Genomic DNA, 15,349 nt, shown 5'->3' with positions numbered 1-15,349 from the left:
GACGGGCTCTTCGTAGTACTTACCCGCCATCAGGAGGTCGCTCCCGCCTCGCTGAGGCTCGGCGCCGCACTCGACCACGGCGCGATCGGATTGCCCCACCAGCGGGTGGACGGCGGCACGGTGTCACCGCGCATGACCAGCGAAGCCGGACCGACGGTCGCGCCCGCTCCGATACCGGCGGCGGGCAGGGCGACGCAGTGCGGTCCGAGGGTGGCGCCCGCGTCGAGGGTCACGGTGTCCATGGCCATGATTCGATCGTGGAAGAGGTGGGTCTGCACCACACAGCCGCGTTCCACGGTCGCGCCGTCGCCGAGTGTCACCAGGTCCGCCTCCGGTAGCCAATAGGACTCGCACCATACCCCGCGTCCGATCTTCGCGCCGAGTCCACGAAGCCACAGATTCAGTACGGGGGTACCGGTCGCGGCGCGCGCGAACCACGGCGCGGCGACGGTTTCGACGAAGGTGTCGGCGACCTCGTTGCGCCACACGAACGAACTCCACAGCGGATGCTCCTCGGCGCGGATTCGCCCGACCAGTAACCACTTCGCGGTGACCGCACTGGCCCCCGCGATGGCACCGGCGGCCATCAGGACAAAACCGCAGAGCAGTCCGGCGATCAGGTATCCGGCCGATTCCGCGATCCAGGCCAGGGTGAACAGCACGCCGAGGCCGATGGCGAAGCTCACGAGCACCGGGACGAGGCGGCAGGTCTCGACTATGCCGCGGAACACCTTCAGCCGCAGCGGCGGATCGAAGGTGCGTTCGGTATCGCCGCTTTCGGAGGCGCGCCGCAGGCGCACCGGTGGGCTGCCGAGCCAGGACGAACCCGCCTTGGCCTTGGACGGTGCGGCCGAAAGCACGGCGACCAGCCCGTTTTTCGGCACCCGTCGACCGGGTGCGGTCATACCGGAGTTGCCGAGGAAGGCGCGCTTGCCGACCTTCGCGTCGCCGATGTGCAGCCAGCCGCCACCGAGTTCGTAGCTGGCGATCATGGTGTCGTCGGCGAGGAACGCGCCGTCGGCGACGGTGGTGAATTTCGGCAGCAACAGCACCGTGGACGCCTCGACGCTCTTACCTACCTTCGCGCCGAGCAGGCGCAGCCACAGCGGAGTCAGCAGGCTTGCGTAGAGCGGGAACAGGAAGGTGCGCGCCGAATCCAGCAGCCGCTCGGTGGCCCAGGCCTGCCAGCCGACCCGGCTGCGCACAGGATGATGGCCCTCGGTGAGTCCGATGCTGAGCAGCCGGACCGCGATGACCGTGGCCACCGCGTACACGGCCAGGCTCAGCAGTGTTGCGGCAGGCAGGATGGCGAAACCCTTGCCGAGCGCACCCGCGAGTGTGCGGGCGTCGCGGATGAACCAGGCGATGAACGCGCCGCCGGTGGCCAGACCGAGAATGGGCATGGCCGCCAATGCCATCGAGGTCACGCCGAAAATCGCGACCCAGTGCGCGGCCCGCGCCGGGGTATGCGACGGCCAGCGATGCTGGGCCTTACCGACTTTCGTGGCAGGCGAGCCTGCCCACTCCTGTTCGGCCTTCACCCTGCCCGATACCGAGGATCCGGCCGCGACCTCGGCATTCTTACCGATTTTGCTGCCGGGCAACAGGATCGAGCGCGCGCCGATCACCGCGCCCGTACCGATGGTGATCGGTCCGATGTGCACCACATCGCCGTCGATCCAATAGCCGGACAGGTCGACCTCGGGCTCCACACTGCAGCCGTCGCCGAGTTCGAGCATGCCGGTGACCGGCGGCAGGGTGTGCAGATCGACGCCCGTGCCGATCTTCGCGCCGAGCGCCCGTGCGAACGGCACCATCCACGGTGCGCCGGACAGACTCTCGGCGCCGCTGGCCTCCGAGAGCCGCACCGCGGCCCACAATCGCAGGTGCTCCGATCCGCCGCGCGCATAACTGCCGGGTCGCACCCCGCGCAACAGAATCCGGGCGCCGGTCGCGCAGATCACCATGCGACCGGGCGGTGAGATGAACAGCAGGAACGCGGCCAGCGTCCACCACCAGGACAGATGCGGCAACCACGGCAGCGAGCCGGACCAGCCCGCGATATTGCCGACAATGGCCAACCAGGTGAGCCACTGCAGTCCGGTGAGGGTCGTCAGCGGGATGGTGGCCAGCACCTGGGTCCACTGGGCGCGCGGCGGCGTCGGGCGCACGATGCGTTCCTCGACGGCTGCGCTCGGCGCGGTTTCGTCGAGCAGTTCGGCCAGTGCGCCGAGGCGAGGATGGTCGTAGAGATCGGCGACGGTGATCCGCGGATAACGTTCGCGCAGTGCGGTGACCAGTTGCGCCGCCGATAGCGAGCCACCGCCGAGGTCGAAGAAGTCGGTATCCGGACCGGTGACCTCGGCGCCGAGAATCGAATCCCATAGTCCGGCAATCCATTGCTCGGTTTCGGTGAGATCGCCGGTCGCGGTGTCGGGTTCGGCGGTGTTCGGCAGCGGCCACGGCAGAGCGTCGCGATCGACCTTGCCCGAGGTGCGGGTGGGCAGGTCGGGGACGATGGCGAGCCGGGGGACCAGCGGGGCCGGAAGTTGTTCGGCGAGCTGGGCTCTGGCGGCCTTGAGGTCGAAATCGGGTGCGGTGCCGGTCAGGTAGCCGACCAGGATCTTATTGCCCGCCTTGGTGGTTCGGATCGCGGCCGCGGCACCGGTGACACCGGGTAGGTGCTGCAGGGCGTTGTCGAGTTCGCCGAGTTCGATGCGGCGGCCGCCGAGTTTGATCTGATCGTCGGCGCGGCCGAGGAAGACCAGACCCGCGCTGTCCTTGCGAACCAGATCGCCGCTGCGGTAGGCGCGCTCCCAGCCGAGTGACGGTAGCGGAGCGTACTTTTCGGCGTCCTTGACCGGATCGAGGTAGCGGGCCAGGCCGACGCCGCCGATCACGAGTTCACCGGATTCGCCCTCGTCCACCGGATTTCCGGCGGCATCGACGACGGCGAGATCCCAGCCGTCCAGCGGTAGTCCGATGCGGACCGGGAAGCCGCCGTCGAGCAGCGCCGCACAGGCGACCACCGTTGCTTCGGTGGGGCCGTAGGTATTCCAGACCTCGCGTTCCGAATCTGTGTCCGATTTGCGGTGTTCTCGGGGCCCTGCGTGCGCGCGTATTCCTTGCCGGGCGCCGCTCTGACGGCCCTCACCGGGTTCCTCCGGGCCCGTCGCTCGCGCCGCGGGTTTTCCGGCAAGGCGTTCGGCGAGTTCGGGCGGCACCGCCTCACCGCCGAAGATCAGCAGCCGGACCGGGTCGAGCGCCTCGGCGGGCCAGGTCGCGGCGAGGGTGGGAACCGTCGAGACGATGCTGATTTCGCGGCGGACCAGCCAGGGACCGAGATCCGCGCCGGTGCGGACCAGGGCGCGCGGCGCGGGCACCAGGCATGCGCCGTTGCGCCAGGCCAGCCACATTTCCTCGCAGGAGGCGTCGAAGGCGACCGAGAGTCCGGCGAGAACCCGGTCGTCCGGACCGATCGGGGCATCCGGCAGGAACAGGCGCGCCTCCGCGTCGACGAAGGCGGCGGCATTGCGGTGGGTCACCGCGACGCCCTTCGGGGTTCCGGTGGATCCGGAGGTGAAGATGATCCACGCGTCGTCGCTGGGGGTGGGGCGAACGGTCGAGGCGTCAGCGGCCTCGGGCCGTTCGACGGCCGTCGGCTCGATGCCTGCCGCGGTCACGATCGCGGTGACGCGTGCCTCACCGAAGACGAGCCGGGCGCGCTCGTCCGGATCGTCGGCGTCCACCGGGACGTACGCCGCACCGGCAAAAAGAATCGCCAGAATAGTGACGTAAAGCTCATGCGTGCCCGACGGCATGCGCACGCCGACGCGGTCGCCGGGGCGCACGCCCGCGGCGGTCAAGCGCACGACTCCGGCGTCGATTTCGGCCAGCAATTCGGTGTAGCTGAGCACCACGCGACCGTCATCGATCGCGGGCGCCTCAGGATGGGCTTGCGCGGTGCTGTTGAGGATGTCGACAAGGGTCCTGGCCTGCGGCGCGAGTGCGGCGCGTAGCAAGGGTTCGGGCGTGCGGAGCCCGTCGGTCGGGTCTGTGCCCGCCGCGGTATCGACCTGCGGCCGCAGCATCACGTCCTGCCCACCTCTCATAGACCTGCCTTGCGCTTCCTCGTTGTTGTTTCACAGCAGGGTTACCAGTGGGCAAACGCCACGGTGACCAACTGTCTACGGTACCTGCGGTATCGGTCAGAGTTCTTCGCCAAGTGCCTTCAGCGCAAGGCGGTGCAGGGTCTGCCGCTCGTCTTCGTCGAGGCGGTGCAGCACCCGCTCGGCGGCCTCTTCGATGAGTTCATCGGTCTTGCGGCGCTCGGCGCGTCCGGTCTGGGTGATGGACAGCCGGTATTTGCGCCGGTCCGTCGAATCGCGGGTGCGGATGACGAAACCGGACTCCTCCAAGCCGTCGATCAGCCGGACCACCTCGCTGCGGTCGATGCCGAGCGCGGTGGAGACCTGCTGCTGGGACAGGTCGTCGAATTCCTCCAGGCAGACCAGCACCCAGTGTTCACGCAATGACGTGCCCATCTCGGCATGTACGGCCTTGTGCAGCTTGCCGAGCGCGTACGTCGGGAAGCGGAGCAGGCCGCGGGGGTGAATGTGGTCAGCGGGCATTCGGTAATTGTATCTATTGTTGAGGAGCTAGATTGTTGATAATCTCCGCAATCTAGGTTGTCTACAAATAGCGGAGGATCCATGTCGGATACTCGAACGGCAGTCGCCGCCACCGCGCCCGCACTCGAACCAATTCCCGCGCGGGTCTGGCGGGTGGCCGGTGTGGTGGTCTTCGGTGCCGTCATGAGCATGTTGGACACGTCGCTGGTGAATATCGGGCTGAACTCCATCGCGACGGATCTCGGTGCGGCACTGGACAGTGCTCAGTGGATCGCGAGCGGGTATCTGCTCGCACTCGCCGTCACGCTGCCGCTGTGCGGTTGGCTCGGACGGCAATTCGGAATGGACCGGGTCTGGTTGACCGCGCTCGCCGGATTCACGGTGACCTCCGGACTTTGTGCGCTGGCACCGAATATCGGCTGGCTCATCGGTTTTCGGATCGCGCAGGGTCTTGCCGCGGGATTATTGGTGCCCGCCGGGCAGACGCTGCTCGGGCAGGTCGCGGGTCCGCAGCGGTTGGGGCGGGTGATGAGTGTCGTCGGCATCGCGGTGGTCGCGGCGCCCGCGGTCGGGCCGACCATCGGCGGCGTCATGCTGGCGAATCTGGACTGGGAGTGGTTGTTCCTGATCAATATCCCGTTCGGGCTGGTGGCCTTCGTCCTGGGGCGCCGGTTGTTACCGCGGGCGCAGGCGTCGGGCAACGGCGGCCGATTCGATGCCACCGGATTCGCATTGATCGCGGTCGGGCTGTCGGCGCTGGTCTACGGGCTGGGCGAATTCGGCAGTCGCGGTAGCGTTTCCGCGCCGACGGTGTGGGTGTCGGTGGTGGCCGCGGTGCTGGCGCTCGGCCTGTTCGTGGTGCGGTCGGTGCGCGGTTGGGGCGGGAGCCTGCTCGATGTCGGACTGTTCCGGCATCCGGTATTCGCGACGGCGAATGTGGCGAACTTCTTCGCCGGTGCGTCGCTGTTCGGGGCAATGCTGTTGCTGCCGTTGTACTTTCAAGTGCTGCACCGCGACGGTCTCATCGCGACGGGCTTGCTGCTCATGTCCTTCGGGATCGGTGGCATCATCGCGTTGCCCATCGGCGGCCGGTTGACCGATCGGTACGGCGGTGGCGTGGTCGCGGTGGTCGGCAGTGCGGTGACTGCCGCGGTCACCGTGCCGTTCGCGCTCGGCGATGCTTCGATGAATCCCGTTGTCGTGCAGGCGCTTCTATTGATCCGCGGCGTGGCGACCGGATTGACCGGGGTGCCGATCATCGCTGCGGCCTACGCCGCGGCACGGCCCGAGCAGCTGCCGGATGCGGCATCGTTGGTGAATATTCTGCAGCGGGTCGGTGGGTCGATCGGAGCGGCATTGCTCGCGGTGGTGCTGTATCGTGCGGCCGCTGCGGGATTGTCGGTGGATGGCGGGTTCCGGCAAGCGTTCTGGTGGCTCACGGCAGCGTCGGTCATCTCTTTGATAGCGTCACTATTGCTGTGGCGCAAGGAGATTCAGCCGAACCGGTAACATCGTGCGCCTGGTCGGTGGCGACCGGCCAGGCGCATGACGGATCACGCGGCGGAAGCGGCCGTGCCGATGCCGAGTGCGGCGAGAACGGCCGCGCTGATCTGTTCGAGCCGATCGCGAACCTGTGGGCGGCGCAACATCGCAACCGCTCGTGACGCCAGCACGGCGAGCAGGATCATCTCGACGGCGGCGATGGAGCATTCGATGGCCCCGAGCGCGAGAGTGTTCGAAAACGTGACATCGGTGAGGAATTGCGGCAGTACCGCCAGGTAGAACAGCCCGACCTTCGGGTTGAACATGCACGAAACCAGGCCTGCGGCGAATGCCGAGCGGATCGAGGCGGGAGCCTCCGCAACCGACCGCCCGGACGCTGCGGCGGTGCCCGCCCTGCGCTGCTTGCGGTGATCGATCAGCGCGCGAATGCCCAAGTACACCAAGTAGATTCCGCCGATCACCTTGAGCATCCGGTAGGCGGTCGCGGACTGTTCCAGCAGGGCGGCGACGCCCGCCGCGACCACCACCGCCCACACGATCCCGCCCAATGCCGAGCCGATCGCCGCGGCAATGCCGGGGCGCGCGTCCACGATCGAGAATCGCAGCACCAGGAACGAATCCGGGCCGGGCGTGATCGACAGCAGAATGCACAGGCCGACGAAGCTGAGCAGCAGGGAAAGTGTCACCTGTCGATCAGATCGCACCTCTCCCAGCATTGCAAGGTTATTTATTCAGCTGCATGTATATGCAGCATTCCGGCGGTTGACAGGGCGGTGCGGCATCTGCCAATCTCGGTTCAGGTCATGAGTACCAGCGTCAAGCCCCGGCTAGCTGGTCGGCAACCCTCCTCCGCGGTGGGGTGCTCCGGGTGACGACCGGGCCGCAGCCCGACCGGGTGCGGCAAGCGCGGACTCGGATGATCGCCTGATTTCGGGTCCCACAGCCGATGGGATTTTGTGATGACCGCTGTAGTTGAGCAGAGCTGTGTTTACCCACCCCACCAACTGCCGTCCCCCTGTGCCGCCCTCGCCCGGGTTTCCGGCGACGACCTCCAGGTGCCGCTCGTGCAGGGCGGAACGACCACCTACGCGAACTTCGACTACGCCGCTAGCGCACCGGCATTGGCGCAGGTCACCGACCGCGTGCAGCAGCTGCTGCCGTTCTACGCGAGCGTGCACCGCGGCGCCGGTTACGCGTCGCGGATCTCCACCGAGTGCTATGAGGCCGCGCGCGGTTCGGTCACCCGCTTCCTCGACGCCGCCGACGACCAGGTCGTGGTTTTCACCCGCAACACCACCGATTCGCTGAATCTGCTCGCCGCCTGTGTGCCCGGCGACACCGTGGTGCTGGATATCGAACATCATGCGAACTTCCTGCCCTGGACCCGGCGCGGTCGCCGCGTCGTCAAGGCCGCGGCGACCGTCGAGGAGACGATCCGTCAGCTGATCGCCGAATTGTGCAGTAAGCCCGCGGCATTGCTCGCGGTCACCGGTGCATCGAATGTGACCGGTGAGGTACTGCCGCTCGAGCGCCTGGCCACCATCGCGCACCAGTGCGGTGCGCGGATACTGGTCGATGCCGCGCAACTGGCACCGCATCGTCGAATCAGCCTGCGCGCCACCGGAATCGACTACCTCGCCTTTTCCGGTCACAAGCTCTACGCACCGTTCGGCGCGGGAGTGCTTGTCGGACGCCGGGATTGGCTGGATGCCGCCGAACCGTATCTGGCGGGCGGCGGGGCGGTCCGCGAGGTCACCACGACCGGCGCGGAATGGGCATCGGCACCGCAGCGTCACGAGGCCGGTTCGCCGAATGTCCTCGGCGCGGCCGCACTCGCCGCCGCATGTGACGCGCTGTGCGCGATCGATCCGGAAACCCTTGCCGCGCATGAGCGACGGCTCGCCGATCGCCTGCGCGCCGGGCTGTCCGCGATTCCGGGTGTCAGCCTGCTGCGCATCTGGGACGACAGCCCCGACACCGTCGGCATCGTCGCCTTCACTCTGGACGGATTCGTCCCCGGACATGTCGCGGCCTATCTCTCCGCCGAACACGGCATCGGCATTCGCGACGGCCGTTTCTGCGCGCACCCGCTGCTCGAGCGGCTCGGCCTGGACGGTGCGCTGCGTGCCAGCATCGGCCTCGGCACCAGCTCCGGCGATGTGGATCGGCTGGTCGATGCCATCGCCACCCTGGTCGACGAGGGGGCGTCGTGGAAATACGCCAGTACTGAAGGACTTTGGAATCCGACACCCGAGACCCGTCCCTTTGCGCGCCCCGACACCAACGACGGTGCCGCGCCCTGCTCGATCGGCTGATCGGAGCCGCCCCCGCAGTCGTAGCCGCCGCGCGGTATTGGGCCGACGCGGTCCGAGGATCGGCTGAATCGATGAGCAGCGGATGAACATGCGCGGGACCTCGCCAGCGGATTCGGCCAGGCTGGCGTGACCCCTCGCGCGGGCTTCGCTCTGAAGAATTCACCAAACAATTTGCGGTACCACGGAACCGCCGCTCCAGCCCTTGCGTCTAGAAAGGTGATGGCACTCGTCCGGCCGGGGCGGGGGAACGGAAAGGCGGCTGAATGAATTCGGCAGAGCGGGACGCGCTCCAGTCCTGGACGGACGGGATGCGCGGCCGAGTCGACCAGATGACCGATGTCTATGAGCGGCAGCTAGAGCAGTTCGGCGCGGCGAAATCCGAGCTGGCCAACCTGACGGTGCAGGGCTGGTCCCAGGATCAGCTGGTTCGGGTGACGGCGAATTCGGCGGGCATTCCGCTGGATGTATGGGTGGCGCCGGAGGCGTTCAAGCGCTCGAATCCGGAGCGGCTCGGTGCGGCGATGACCGAGGCGGCGCAGGCCGCGGCCCGGGCGGCCAAGGAGCAGCTCGACGCGCGCCTGGCGCCGGTGCTGGCGGCGGTATCGGAGGTCGGGCTGCCCGAGGATCCGTTCGGCGAACTGCCGACGATCGCCCGGCCCGACGGGAATATCCTGCCGCCGCCTCCGCCGGAGCCCGAAACGGAACCGCAGATCGAATTCCCCCGGCGGCTGGACGAGGATCCGGACGACGAGGGCCCGCACTGGAAGGGCTGGTAGGTCATGGGCAACAGCAACTTCCGGCTCGATCCGGAGCAGTTCCGTTCGATCGCGACCGAAATCGGTTCGCTGGGTACCGAATTCGCCACCGAGGTAGCGGAATTCACCAGCGCGCTGAGCGAGGACGGCGACGGCATCGGCGATGACGAATTCGGACAGGCCTTCCTGCAGAACTTCCTGGGCCCTGTCGAGGATGCGACCGAGATGCTCGACGGTGTGGTCAGCCTGCTCGGATCGCTCCAAAAGCGTTTCACCGCCGTCGCGGACGCCGTGACTACGACCGATAGGGACTTCGAGTCGGCCGTCGAGAAGATCACCGGTCTGCTCGACGAGAACGGCAAGGGGTAGCCGCATGGGATTGCAGATACCAGTGGCGCTGGAGCCGGTGGCGGCGGTCGTCGTCTATCGCTGGCCGAAGGCGGATGAGACCAAGCTGTTCAGTTTGGGCAACAAGGCCGAGGCGATGGCGAATACGCTGGAGAAGTACTCCGGCAAGATCGATACCAAATTCCAAGAGGCACTCGGCCATATCGAGGGCGAGACCCACGACGCGATCGAACGCTATCGGCAGAAGACGATGCAGGCGGTCGAGACGCTCACCGATCTGCTCCGCGATATCGCCCTGGCACTGCGGATCTACGCATCGCTGATTCTGGCCATCAAGCTGTACATCATCTCGATGCTGATCTACACCGCCATTCAGTTGGCCGCGGCCGCCGCGGCGGCGGTGCCGACCCTCGGTGCGAGTACGGCCGAGGCGGCGGCGATGCAGGTCGCGATCCGCACCGCCATCACGCAGGCGCTGCGCAAGCTGATCCAGCAGATCCTCACCCAGACGGTGATCAAGGCGGCCACCGGCGCATTGACAAGTACCGCAATGGAATTCCTGCGACAGACCATCGGGATCGAGATGGGTACGCGCGAGGGGTACGACGTCGATCGGCTGGTCAAATCGGGTGAGCGTGGAGCACTGGATGGGGCGATCCAGGGGGCGCTGAACAAGCTCGGGTTCAATTCCACCGATACGAAGAAGTTGGCGGAGCAGCTCACCACCACGGCGTTCGGACCGGCGCGCAATTACAAGGCGCTGCACGATGGTTCGCAACAGACCGACACGTCGGACACGACAAACCCGCAGCACGCGCCCTATGTGAGCCCGTCACCCGGGGGTACGACTTTCACCGCCGGTACATCGGGCGACGACTCATCGACGCCGCAGCACGCGCCGTATGTGAGTCCGTCGCCCGGGGGCACCACTTTTACCGCCGGTACGCCGACCGATGATTCTTCGCCGCAGCACGCGCCGTATGTGGCACCGTCCACGACGCCGACTTCGATCCACGACACGACCGTGCCGACGTCGACGCACGGTCCGTTTACCACGAGCACCCCGCCCGTGAGTCCACCCGAGCCGACCACTGATCCACCACCGAAGGAACCCAGCCAAGACGAGCTGACCCCGACCTCACCCTCATCACTGGATATGGGCGCGGGTGACACCTTCCACATCGAGGTGCGCACCGGCTCATCGCTCGATCTATAGCGTTGCCGCGCAGGCGAATCCGCCCGGTAGCGGTCAGTCTTCGAGCGAGGTCGGGCGGTAGTAGCGGCCGCGGTAGTAGAGCAGGGGAGCGGCACTCGGCTGTTCGTCGGTGTTGTCGTGGACCCGGGTGACCAGGCCGACGACGAGGGTGTGGTCACCGATTGGGATCAACTGCTGGATGGTGGCGCGGATCCAGATGGGCGTGCCGTGCAGCACGGGCTCACCGGTGTCCAGCGTGGTCCACAGGGATCGGTCGCTGAAGCGTTGATCGGCGGTGCGGGCGAAGCGCTTGGCCAGATCGTGCTGGTGTTCGCCGAGGAAATGAACCACCACGGAGTCGGCCGCCCGCAATGCCGTCAGGCTCGACGAGGTGTGGGCGATATTGAACGAGACCAGCGGGGGTTCCAGGGACAGCGATGCGAAGGAGGTCGCGGTAAAGCCGACCGGGCCGTTCGCGGAGCCCAGGGTGACGACGGTGACGCCCGCCGGATAGTGCCGCATGGATGCGCGATACAGCTCGGCGGTGATACCGCTCAGATCATCGGGAATCTGGATGTCCGTGGCGGGGGGTTGAGCTTCAGTCACATGACGAAACTACGCCGAGCGTCTACGTGGCACTCAGTCCACGTCGATCGGAAGCCCGGCGGTGATGCGTACCAGTTCGCGAAACGAGGTGCGGAACACGGTGTTCGGATGGCCGCCAGCGGCCCAGACCTCCCGGTGCGTGGACAGCACGTTGTCCACCCAGGTCGGCAGGTTGGTGGGATGGCCGACCGGTGCGATGCCGCCGATGGGCTGACCGGTCACTTCCTGCACCATCGCGGCGGGGGCGCGGGTGAGTTTGCCTTCCAGCCGTTCGCCGGTGCGCCCGAGGTCGACCTGGTGTGCACCGGAAACCAGCAGCAGCACCGGATCATCATCCAGGAGGAACACCAGTGATTTCGTGATGGCGCCCACATCGACGCCGAGTGCCCGTGCGGCATCGGCGGCGGTGGGCGTGGGGGCGGGCTGAGTGACGATGACACCATGGTGGCCGCGCGCGATCAGGGTATCCGCGACCCGGCATGCGACTGGTGGAAGCGACCTGCGCATGGAACCAGAGTAGAGCGATTGCGGGCAGTGTGCCGGTCGAGTTTTCGGTCAGTGGTCGAGATGTGCGACGGAGAACCAGTGCGGCGCACCGACTTTGCACAGCATTTGCGGGCAGCACGGACTGGTCGGCTGGCTCGGCCGCATCTGCTTTACGCTATACGAATGACTGATTGGCAGGCTTTCACCGTTGAAACCAAGGACCATATCGCGCAGGTCACGCTGACCGGCCCCGGCAAGGGCAATGCCATGGGTCCGGACTTCTGGCGGGAGCTGCCGGAGATTTTCCGTGAGCTGGACGCCGATCCCGAGGTTCGCGCCATTGTGCTCACCGGTTCCGGAAAACATTTCTCATACGGACTCGACCTGCCCGCCATGGCCGGTACGTTCGGTCCGCTGATGGCGGATAAGGCGCTGGCCGCGCCGCGCACCGACTTCCTCTACGAGGTGCGCAATATGCAGGCCTCGGTGACCGCGGTGGCCGATTGCCGCAAGCCCGTCATCGCCGCGGTTTCCGGCTGGTGCATCGGCGGCGGGCTGGATCTGATCGCCGCCGCCGATATTCGCTACGCGAGCGCGGACGCGAAGTTCAGCCTGCGTGAGGCGAAGGTCGCGATCGTCGCCGATATCGGGTCACTGCACCGGCTGCCCGGCATCATCGGCGAGGGACATCTGCGCGAACTCGCCTACACCGGTAAGGACATCGACGCGGCGCGTGCCGAGAAGATCGGCCTGGTCAACGATATATTCGCCGATCAGGAGGCGGTACTGGCCGCGGCGCACGCCATCGCGCGCGAGATCGCCGCGAATCCGCCGCTGGTGGTGCAGGGTGCGAAGGATGTGCTCGAGCAGCGCACCAAGGATCAGGTGGCCGCCGGGTTGCGCTATGTCTCCGCGTGGAACGCCGCATTCCTGCCGTCCGAGGATCTGACCGAGGCGATCCAGTCGGTGTTCGAGAAGCGACCGCCGGAGTTCAAGGGCCGGTAAAGGCCGCATATTCGCTTGCCCTAGCCGTTGGCTCGCACACATACTTGTATCACGCAACTAATTGATTGACGCAAGTAAAGGGGAGTCGAGTGGATGAGGACGGGCTGTCGGTCGAGGTGATCGCGATTCAGCTCACCCGGCTGCAGCGAATGCGCGATCGGACCGCGGCGCAGTTGCGCAGCCGGGACGGCGTGGATCCCGCGGCCTTCGCGATTCTGTTCCGGTTGCTCTGCGACGGGCCGATGCGCTCGGGCGCACTCGCCGACGCGGTGCATTCGGATGCGTCGACGGTCAGTCGGCACATCGCCCATCTGGTCGAACGGAAGCTGGTCGAGCGGCAGGCCGATCGCAATGACGGTCGCGCCACCGTGCTGGTCGTCACCGAGCGCGGCCGGGAAGTCGCCGAGCGGATCCGCAGGCGTCGACACGAAAATCTGACCCGGGTGATGGCGGCTTGGACGCCGCAGGACCGGGCCACCTTCGCCGGGCTGCTGCGGAAGTTCGTCGACGACTACGAGCAGGCCAAGCCCGCCATGATCGCGGCCATCCGCCAAGACCACAACCTTTACGACCTTCGGACGGAGAACGATTCGTGACCGCACCGGCCACCGTGGCGGAGCCCACCGGTTTCACCCACAGACAGATCCTGACCATCATGAGCGGTCTGCTGCTCGGCATGCTGCTCGCGGCGCTGGACCAGACAATCGTCTCCACCGCGATCCGCACCATCGCCGACGATCTCGACGGCTACTCGATGCAGGCATGGGCGACCACTGCCTACCTGATCACCGCGACGCTCGCGACGCCGCTGTACGGCAAGTTGTCCGATATGTTCGGCCGCAAGCCCTTTTTCATGGCGGCGATCTCGATCTTCGTGGTCGGTTCGCTGCTGTGCACGATGGCGCAGTCGATGTACGAGCTCGCGGCATTCCGCGCATTCCAGGGACTCGGTGCGGGCGGCCTGATGTCGCTGGCGCTGACCATCCTCGGCGATATCGTCAGCCCGCGTGAACGCGCCAAGTACCAGGGCTACTTCCTCGCGGTATTCGGCACCTCCAGCGTGATCGGCCCGGTGCTCGGCGGTGTGCTGGCCGGGCAGGACAGCATCCTCGGGATCAGCGGCTGGCGCTGGGTCTTCCTCGTCAACGTGCCGATCGGCCTGGTCGCGCTCGGCGTCGTCTCCAGGGTGCTCGAGCTGCCGAAGCGGCCGCATTCCACCGACCGGGTCGACTGGTGGGGTGTGCTCGTGCTGGCGATCGGACTGGTGCCGCTGCTCATCGTTGCCGAGCAGGGGCGCGAATGGGGTTGGGGCAGTGGACGATCCATCCTCTGTTATGTGATCGGTGTGCTCGGCGTCATCGGATTCGTGCTGGTCGAGAAGGCGATGAAGGATAAGGCGCTGATTCCGCTGCGGATGTTCGCCAATAAGACCTTCGCGCTCGGCGTGGTGATCTCGGTCGTGGTCGGTTCGGCGATGTTCGGCGGTATTTCGCTGCTGCCGCAGTACCTGCAGGTGGTGCGGGGATCCAGTCCGACGCTGGCGGGTCTGCAGATGCTGCCGATGGTGCTCGGGATGATGACCGGCTCGGTCGTGTCCGGCCAGCTGATCTCGCGTACCGGTCGTTACCGGATCTTCCCGCTCATCGGCGCGACCATGTTGACGCTGGGCCTGTTCCTGCTGCACTTCGTGAACGCCGACAGTCCACTGTGGGTCGCGATGATCTTCATGGCCGCCACCGGCTTCGGACTCGGCAATCTCATGCAGCCGCTCACCATAGCGGTACAGAATGCGTTGCCGCCCAAGGATATGGGCGTCTCCACCGCCGCCGCGACCTTCTTCCGGCAGATCGGCGGCACAATGGGTGTCGCGGTATTCCTTTCGATCCTCTTCGCGCAGTTGACGCCGAATATCTCCACCGAGATGAAGTCCGCGGCCACCGATCCGGCCTTCCAGCATGCGGTGGTCGAGGCAGCGCAGAGCAGCAATCCCGCCGACGCGGCGCTCGCGAAAGGTCTACTCGCGCAGGATACTTCGGCTGCCGGTGGGGTGCTGAAGGACAGCTCGATTGTGCAGCAGCTCAGCCCGGAACTGGCGCGGCCGTTCAAGGTCGGTTTCGCGGAATCGATGTCGACGGTGCTCCTGTCGGTGACCGGCATGGCACTGCTCGGGCTGATCCTGGTGCTGTTCTGGAAGGAAGTGCCGCTGCGTACGGTCGGCGGTATCGAGGCGGCCAAGGGGGATACCGCGGCCGACGGTGCCGGGCCGGATGTGCTCGAGCGCACCGGGCTGTTGACCGCGGGCGGCGAAACCTCGAGTCCGTCCGAGGACACGGTGGATGCCCTGGCTTCGACCAATGGTTCGGGACCGAAGTCGACGGGCGCCGCTGGTTCGGTGTGAGTCCGGCGGACGCGCCCGGTGCCGCTCGGTGCCGGGCGCAGTCGTCGTGCTCGCCGTCTGTTCACAGGTGGGCTGCCACCTTTCGAGGTGAGGCAAGCGCGATTCCT

General features: G+C 66.7%; 13 protein-coding genes and 1 riboswitch. Of the genes, 8 read left to right on the top strand and 5 right to left on the bottom strand.

Going from position 1 to position 15,349, the window contains the following annotated elements:
- Positions 1-29 precede the first annotated feature (29 nt).
- Together NP3_RS18485 and NP3_RS18480 are read right to left on the bottom strand one after the other, a co-directional pair.
- Positions 30-4,091 carry a Pls/PosA family non-ribosomal peptide synthetase gene (locus NP3_RS18485; RefSeq protein WP_063042841.1) on the bottom strand — a complete coding sequence of 1,354 codons (4,062 nt, stop codon included), beginning with the start codon at positions 4,089-4,091 and terminating at the stop codon, positions 30-32.
- 117 nt (positions 4,092-4,208) lie between these two features.
- Positions 4,209-4,631 carry a MarR family winged helix-turn-helix transcriptional regulator gene (locus tag NP3_RS18480; protein WP_063042840.1) on the bottom strand — a complete coding sequence of 141 codons (423 nt, stop codon included), beginning with the start codon at positions 4,629-4,631 and terminating at the stop codon, positions 4,209-4,211.
- A gap of 81 nt (positions 4,632-4,712) precedes the next feature.
- Between NP3_RS18480 and NP3_RS18475 the strand changes: the two genes are divergently transcribed.
- Positions 4,713-6,140 (top strand): DHA2 family efflux MFS transporter permease subunit, encoded by a 1,428-nt coding sequence (locus NP3_RS18475; RefSeq protein WP_084508673.1) that lies wholly within the window; start codon positions 4,713-4,715, stop codon positions 6,138-6,140.
- A gap of 44 nt (positions 6,141-6,184) precedes the next feature.
- Here NP3_RS18475 and NP3_RS18470 read toward each other — a convergent pair whose 3' ends face one another.
- Positions 6,185-6,820, bottom strand: coding sequence for a LysE family translocator (locus NP3_RS18470; RefSeq protein ID WP_063042839.1), 636 nt, complete (start codon positions 6,818-6,820; stop codon positions 6,185-6,187).
- 113 nt (positions 6,821-6,933) lie between these two features.
- Positions 6,934-7,047: riboswitch (SAM riboswitch) on the top strand.
- A 46-nt stretch (positions 7,048-7,093) separates the two neighbouring features.
- Here NP3_RS18470 and NP3_RS18465 point away from each other — a divergent pair.
- The 4 genes from NP3_RS18465 (at position 7,094) to NP3_RS18450 (ending at position 10,768) form a co-directional block, all read left to right on the top strand.
- Complete coding sequence (locus NP3_RS18465; protein ID WP_084508672.1) at positions 7,094-8,449, top strand: aminotransferase class V-fold PLP-dependent enzyme; 1,356 nt, start codon at positions 7,094-7,096, stop codon at positions 8,447-8,449.
- Positions 8,450-8,712: 263 nt separating this feature from the next.
- Positions 8,713-9,225, top strand: coding sequence for a YbaB/EbfC family nucleoid-associated protein (locus tag NP3_RS18460; RefSeq protein ID WP_063042838.1), 513 nt, complete (start codon positions 8,713-8,715; stop codon positions 9,223-9,225).
- A 3-nt stretch (positions 9,226-9,228) separates the two neighbouring features.
- A complete protein-coding gene (locus NP3_RS18455; RefSeq protein ID WP_063042837.1) occupies positions 9,229-9,573 on the top strand; it encodes a hypothetical protein in 345 nt (114 codons plus the stop codon).
- Between the two features lie 4 nt (positions 9,574-9,577).
- Positions 9,578-10,768, top strand: a complete 1,191-nt coding sequence (locus tag NP3_RS18450) for a WXG100-like domain-containing protein (RefSeq protein ID WP_063042836.1) — start codon at positions 9,578-9,580, stop codon at positions 10,766-10,768.
- A gap of 33 nt (positions 10,769-10,801) precedes the next feature.
- On the opposite strand, the gene NP3_RS18445 is transcribed toward NP3_RS18450, so the two are convergent.
- Both NP3_RS18445 and NP3_RS18440 read right to left on the bottom strand, forming a co-directional pair.
- Positions 10,802-11,353 carry a flavin reductase family protein gene (locus NP3_RS18445; RefSeq protein WP_063042835.1) on the bottom strand — a complete coding sequence of 184 codons (552 nt, stop codon included), beginning with the start codon at positions 11,351-11,353 and terminating at the stop codon, positions 10,802-10,804.
- Positions 11,354-11,386: 33 nt separating this feature from the next.
- Positions 11,387-11,860 (bottom strand): YbaK/EbsC family protein, encoded by a 474-nt coding sequence (locus tag NP3_RS18440; RefSeq protein ID WP_040686103.1) that lies wholly within the window; start codon positions 11,858-11,860, stop codon positions 11,387-11,389.
- Between the two features lie 162 nt (positions 11,861-12,022).
- Between NP3_RS18440 and NP3_RS18435 the strand changes: the two genes are divergently transcribed.
- The 3 genes from NP3_RS18435 to NP3_RS18425 all read left to right on the top strand — a co-directional run bounded on the left by NP3_RS18435 (position 12,023) and on the right by NP3_RS18425 (position 15,242).
- The gene (locus tag NP3_RS18435) at positions 12,023-12,844 is read left to right on the top strand and encodes a crotonase/enoyl-CoA hydratase family protein (RefSeq protein WP_063042834.1); all 822 of its coding nucleotides are present in this window, start codon (positions 12,023-12,025) and stop codon (positions 12,842-12,844) included.
- A gap of 89 nt (positions 12,845-12,933) precedes the next feature.
- Complete coding sequence (locus NP3_RS18430; RefSeq protein ID WP_063042833.1) at positions 12,934-13,440, top strand: MarR family winged helix-turn-helix transcriptional regulator; 507 nt, start codon at positions 12,934-12,936, stop codon at positions 13,438-13,440.
- A 59-nt stretch (positions 13,441-13,499) separates the two neighbouring features.
- A complete protein-coding gene (locus tag NP3_RS18425; protein ID WP_084508677.1) occupies positions 13,500-15,242 on the top strand; it encodes an MDR family MFS transporter in 1,743 nt (580 codons plus the stop codon).
- Positions 15,243-15,349: the final 107 nt, after the last annotated feature.

This window comes from Nocardia pseudovaccinii NBRC 100343 (assembly GCF_001613225.1).
Classification (GTDB): Bacteria; Actinomycetota; Actinomycetes; order Mycobacteriales; family Mycobacteriaceae; genus Nocardia; species Nocardia pseudovaccinii.
Note: the sequence above shows the minus strand (reverse complement) of the source record. Positions and strands in the feature narration are given on the sequence as shown.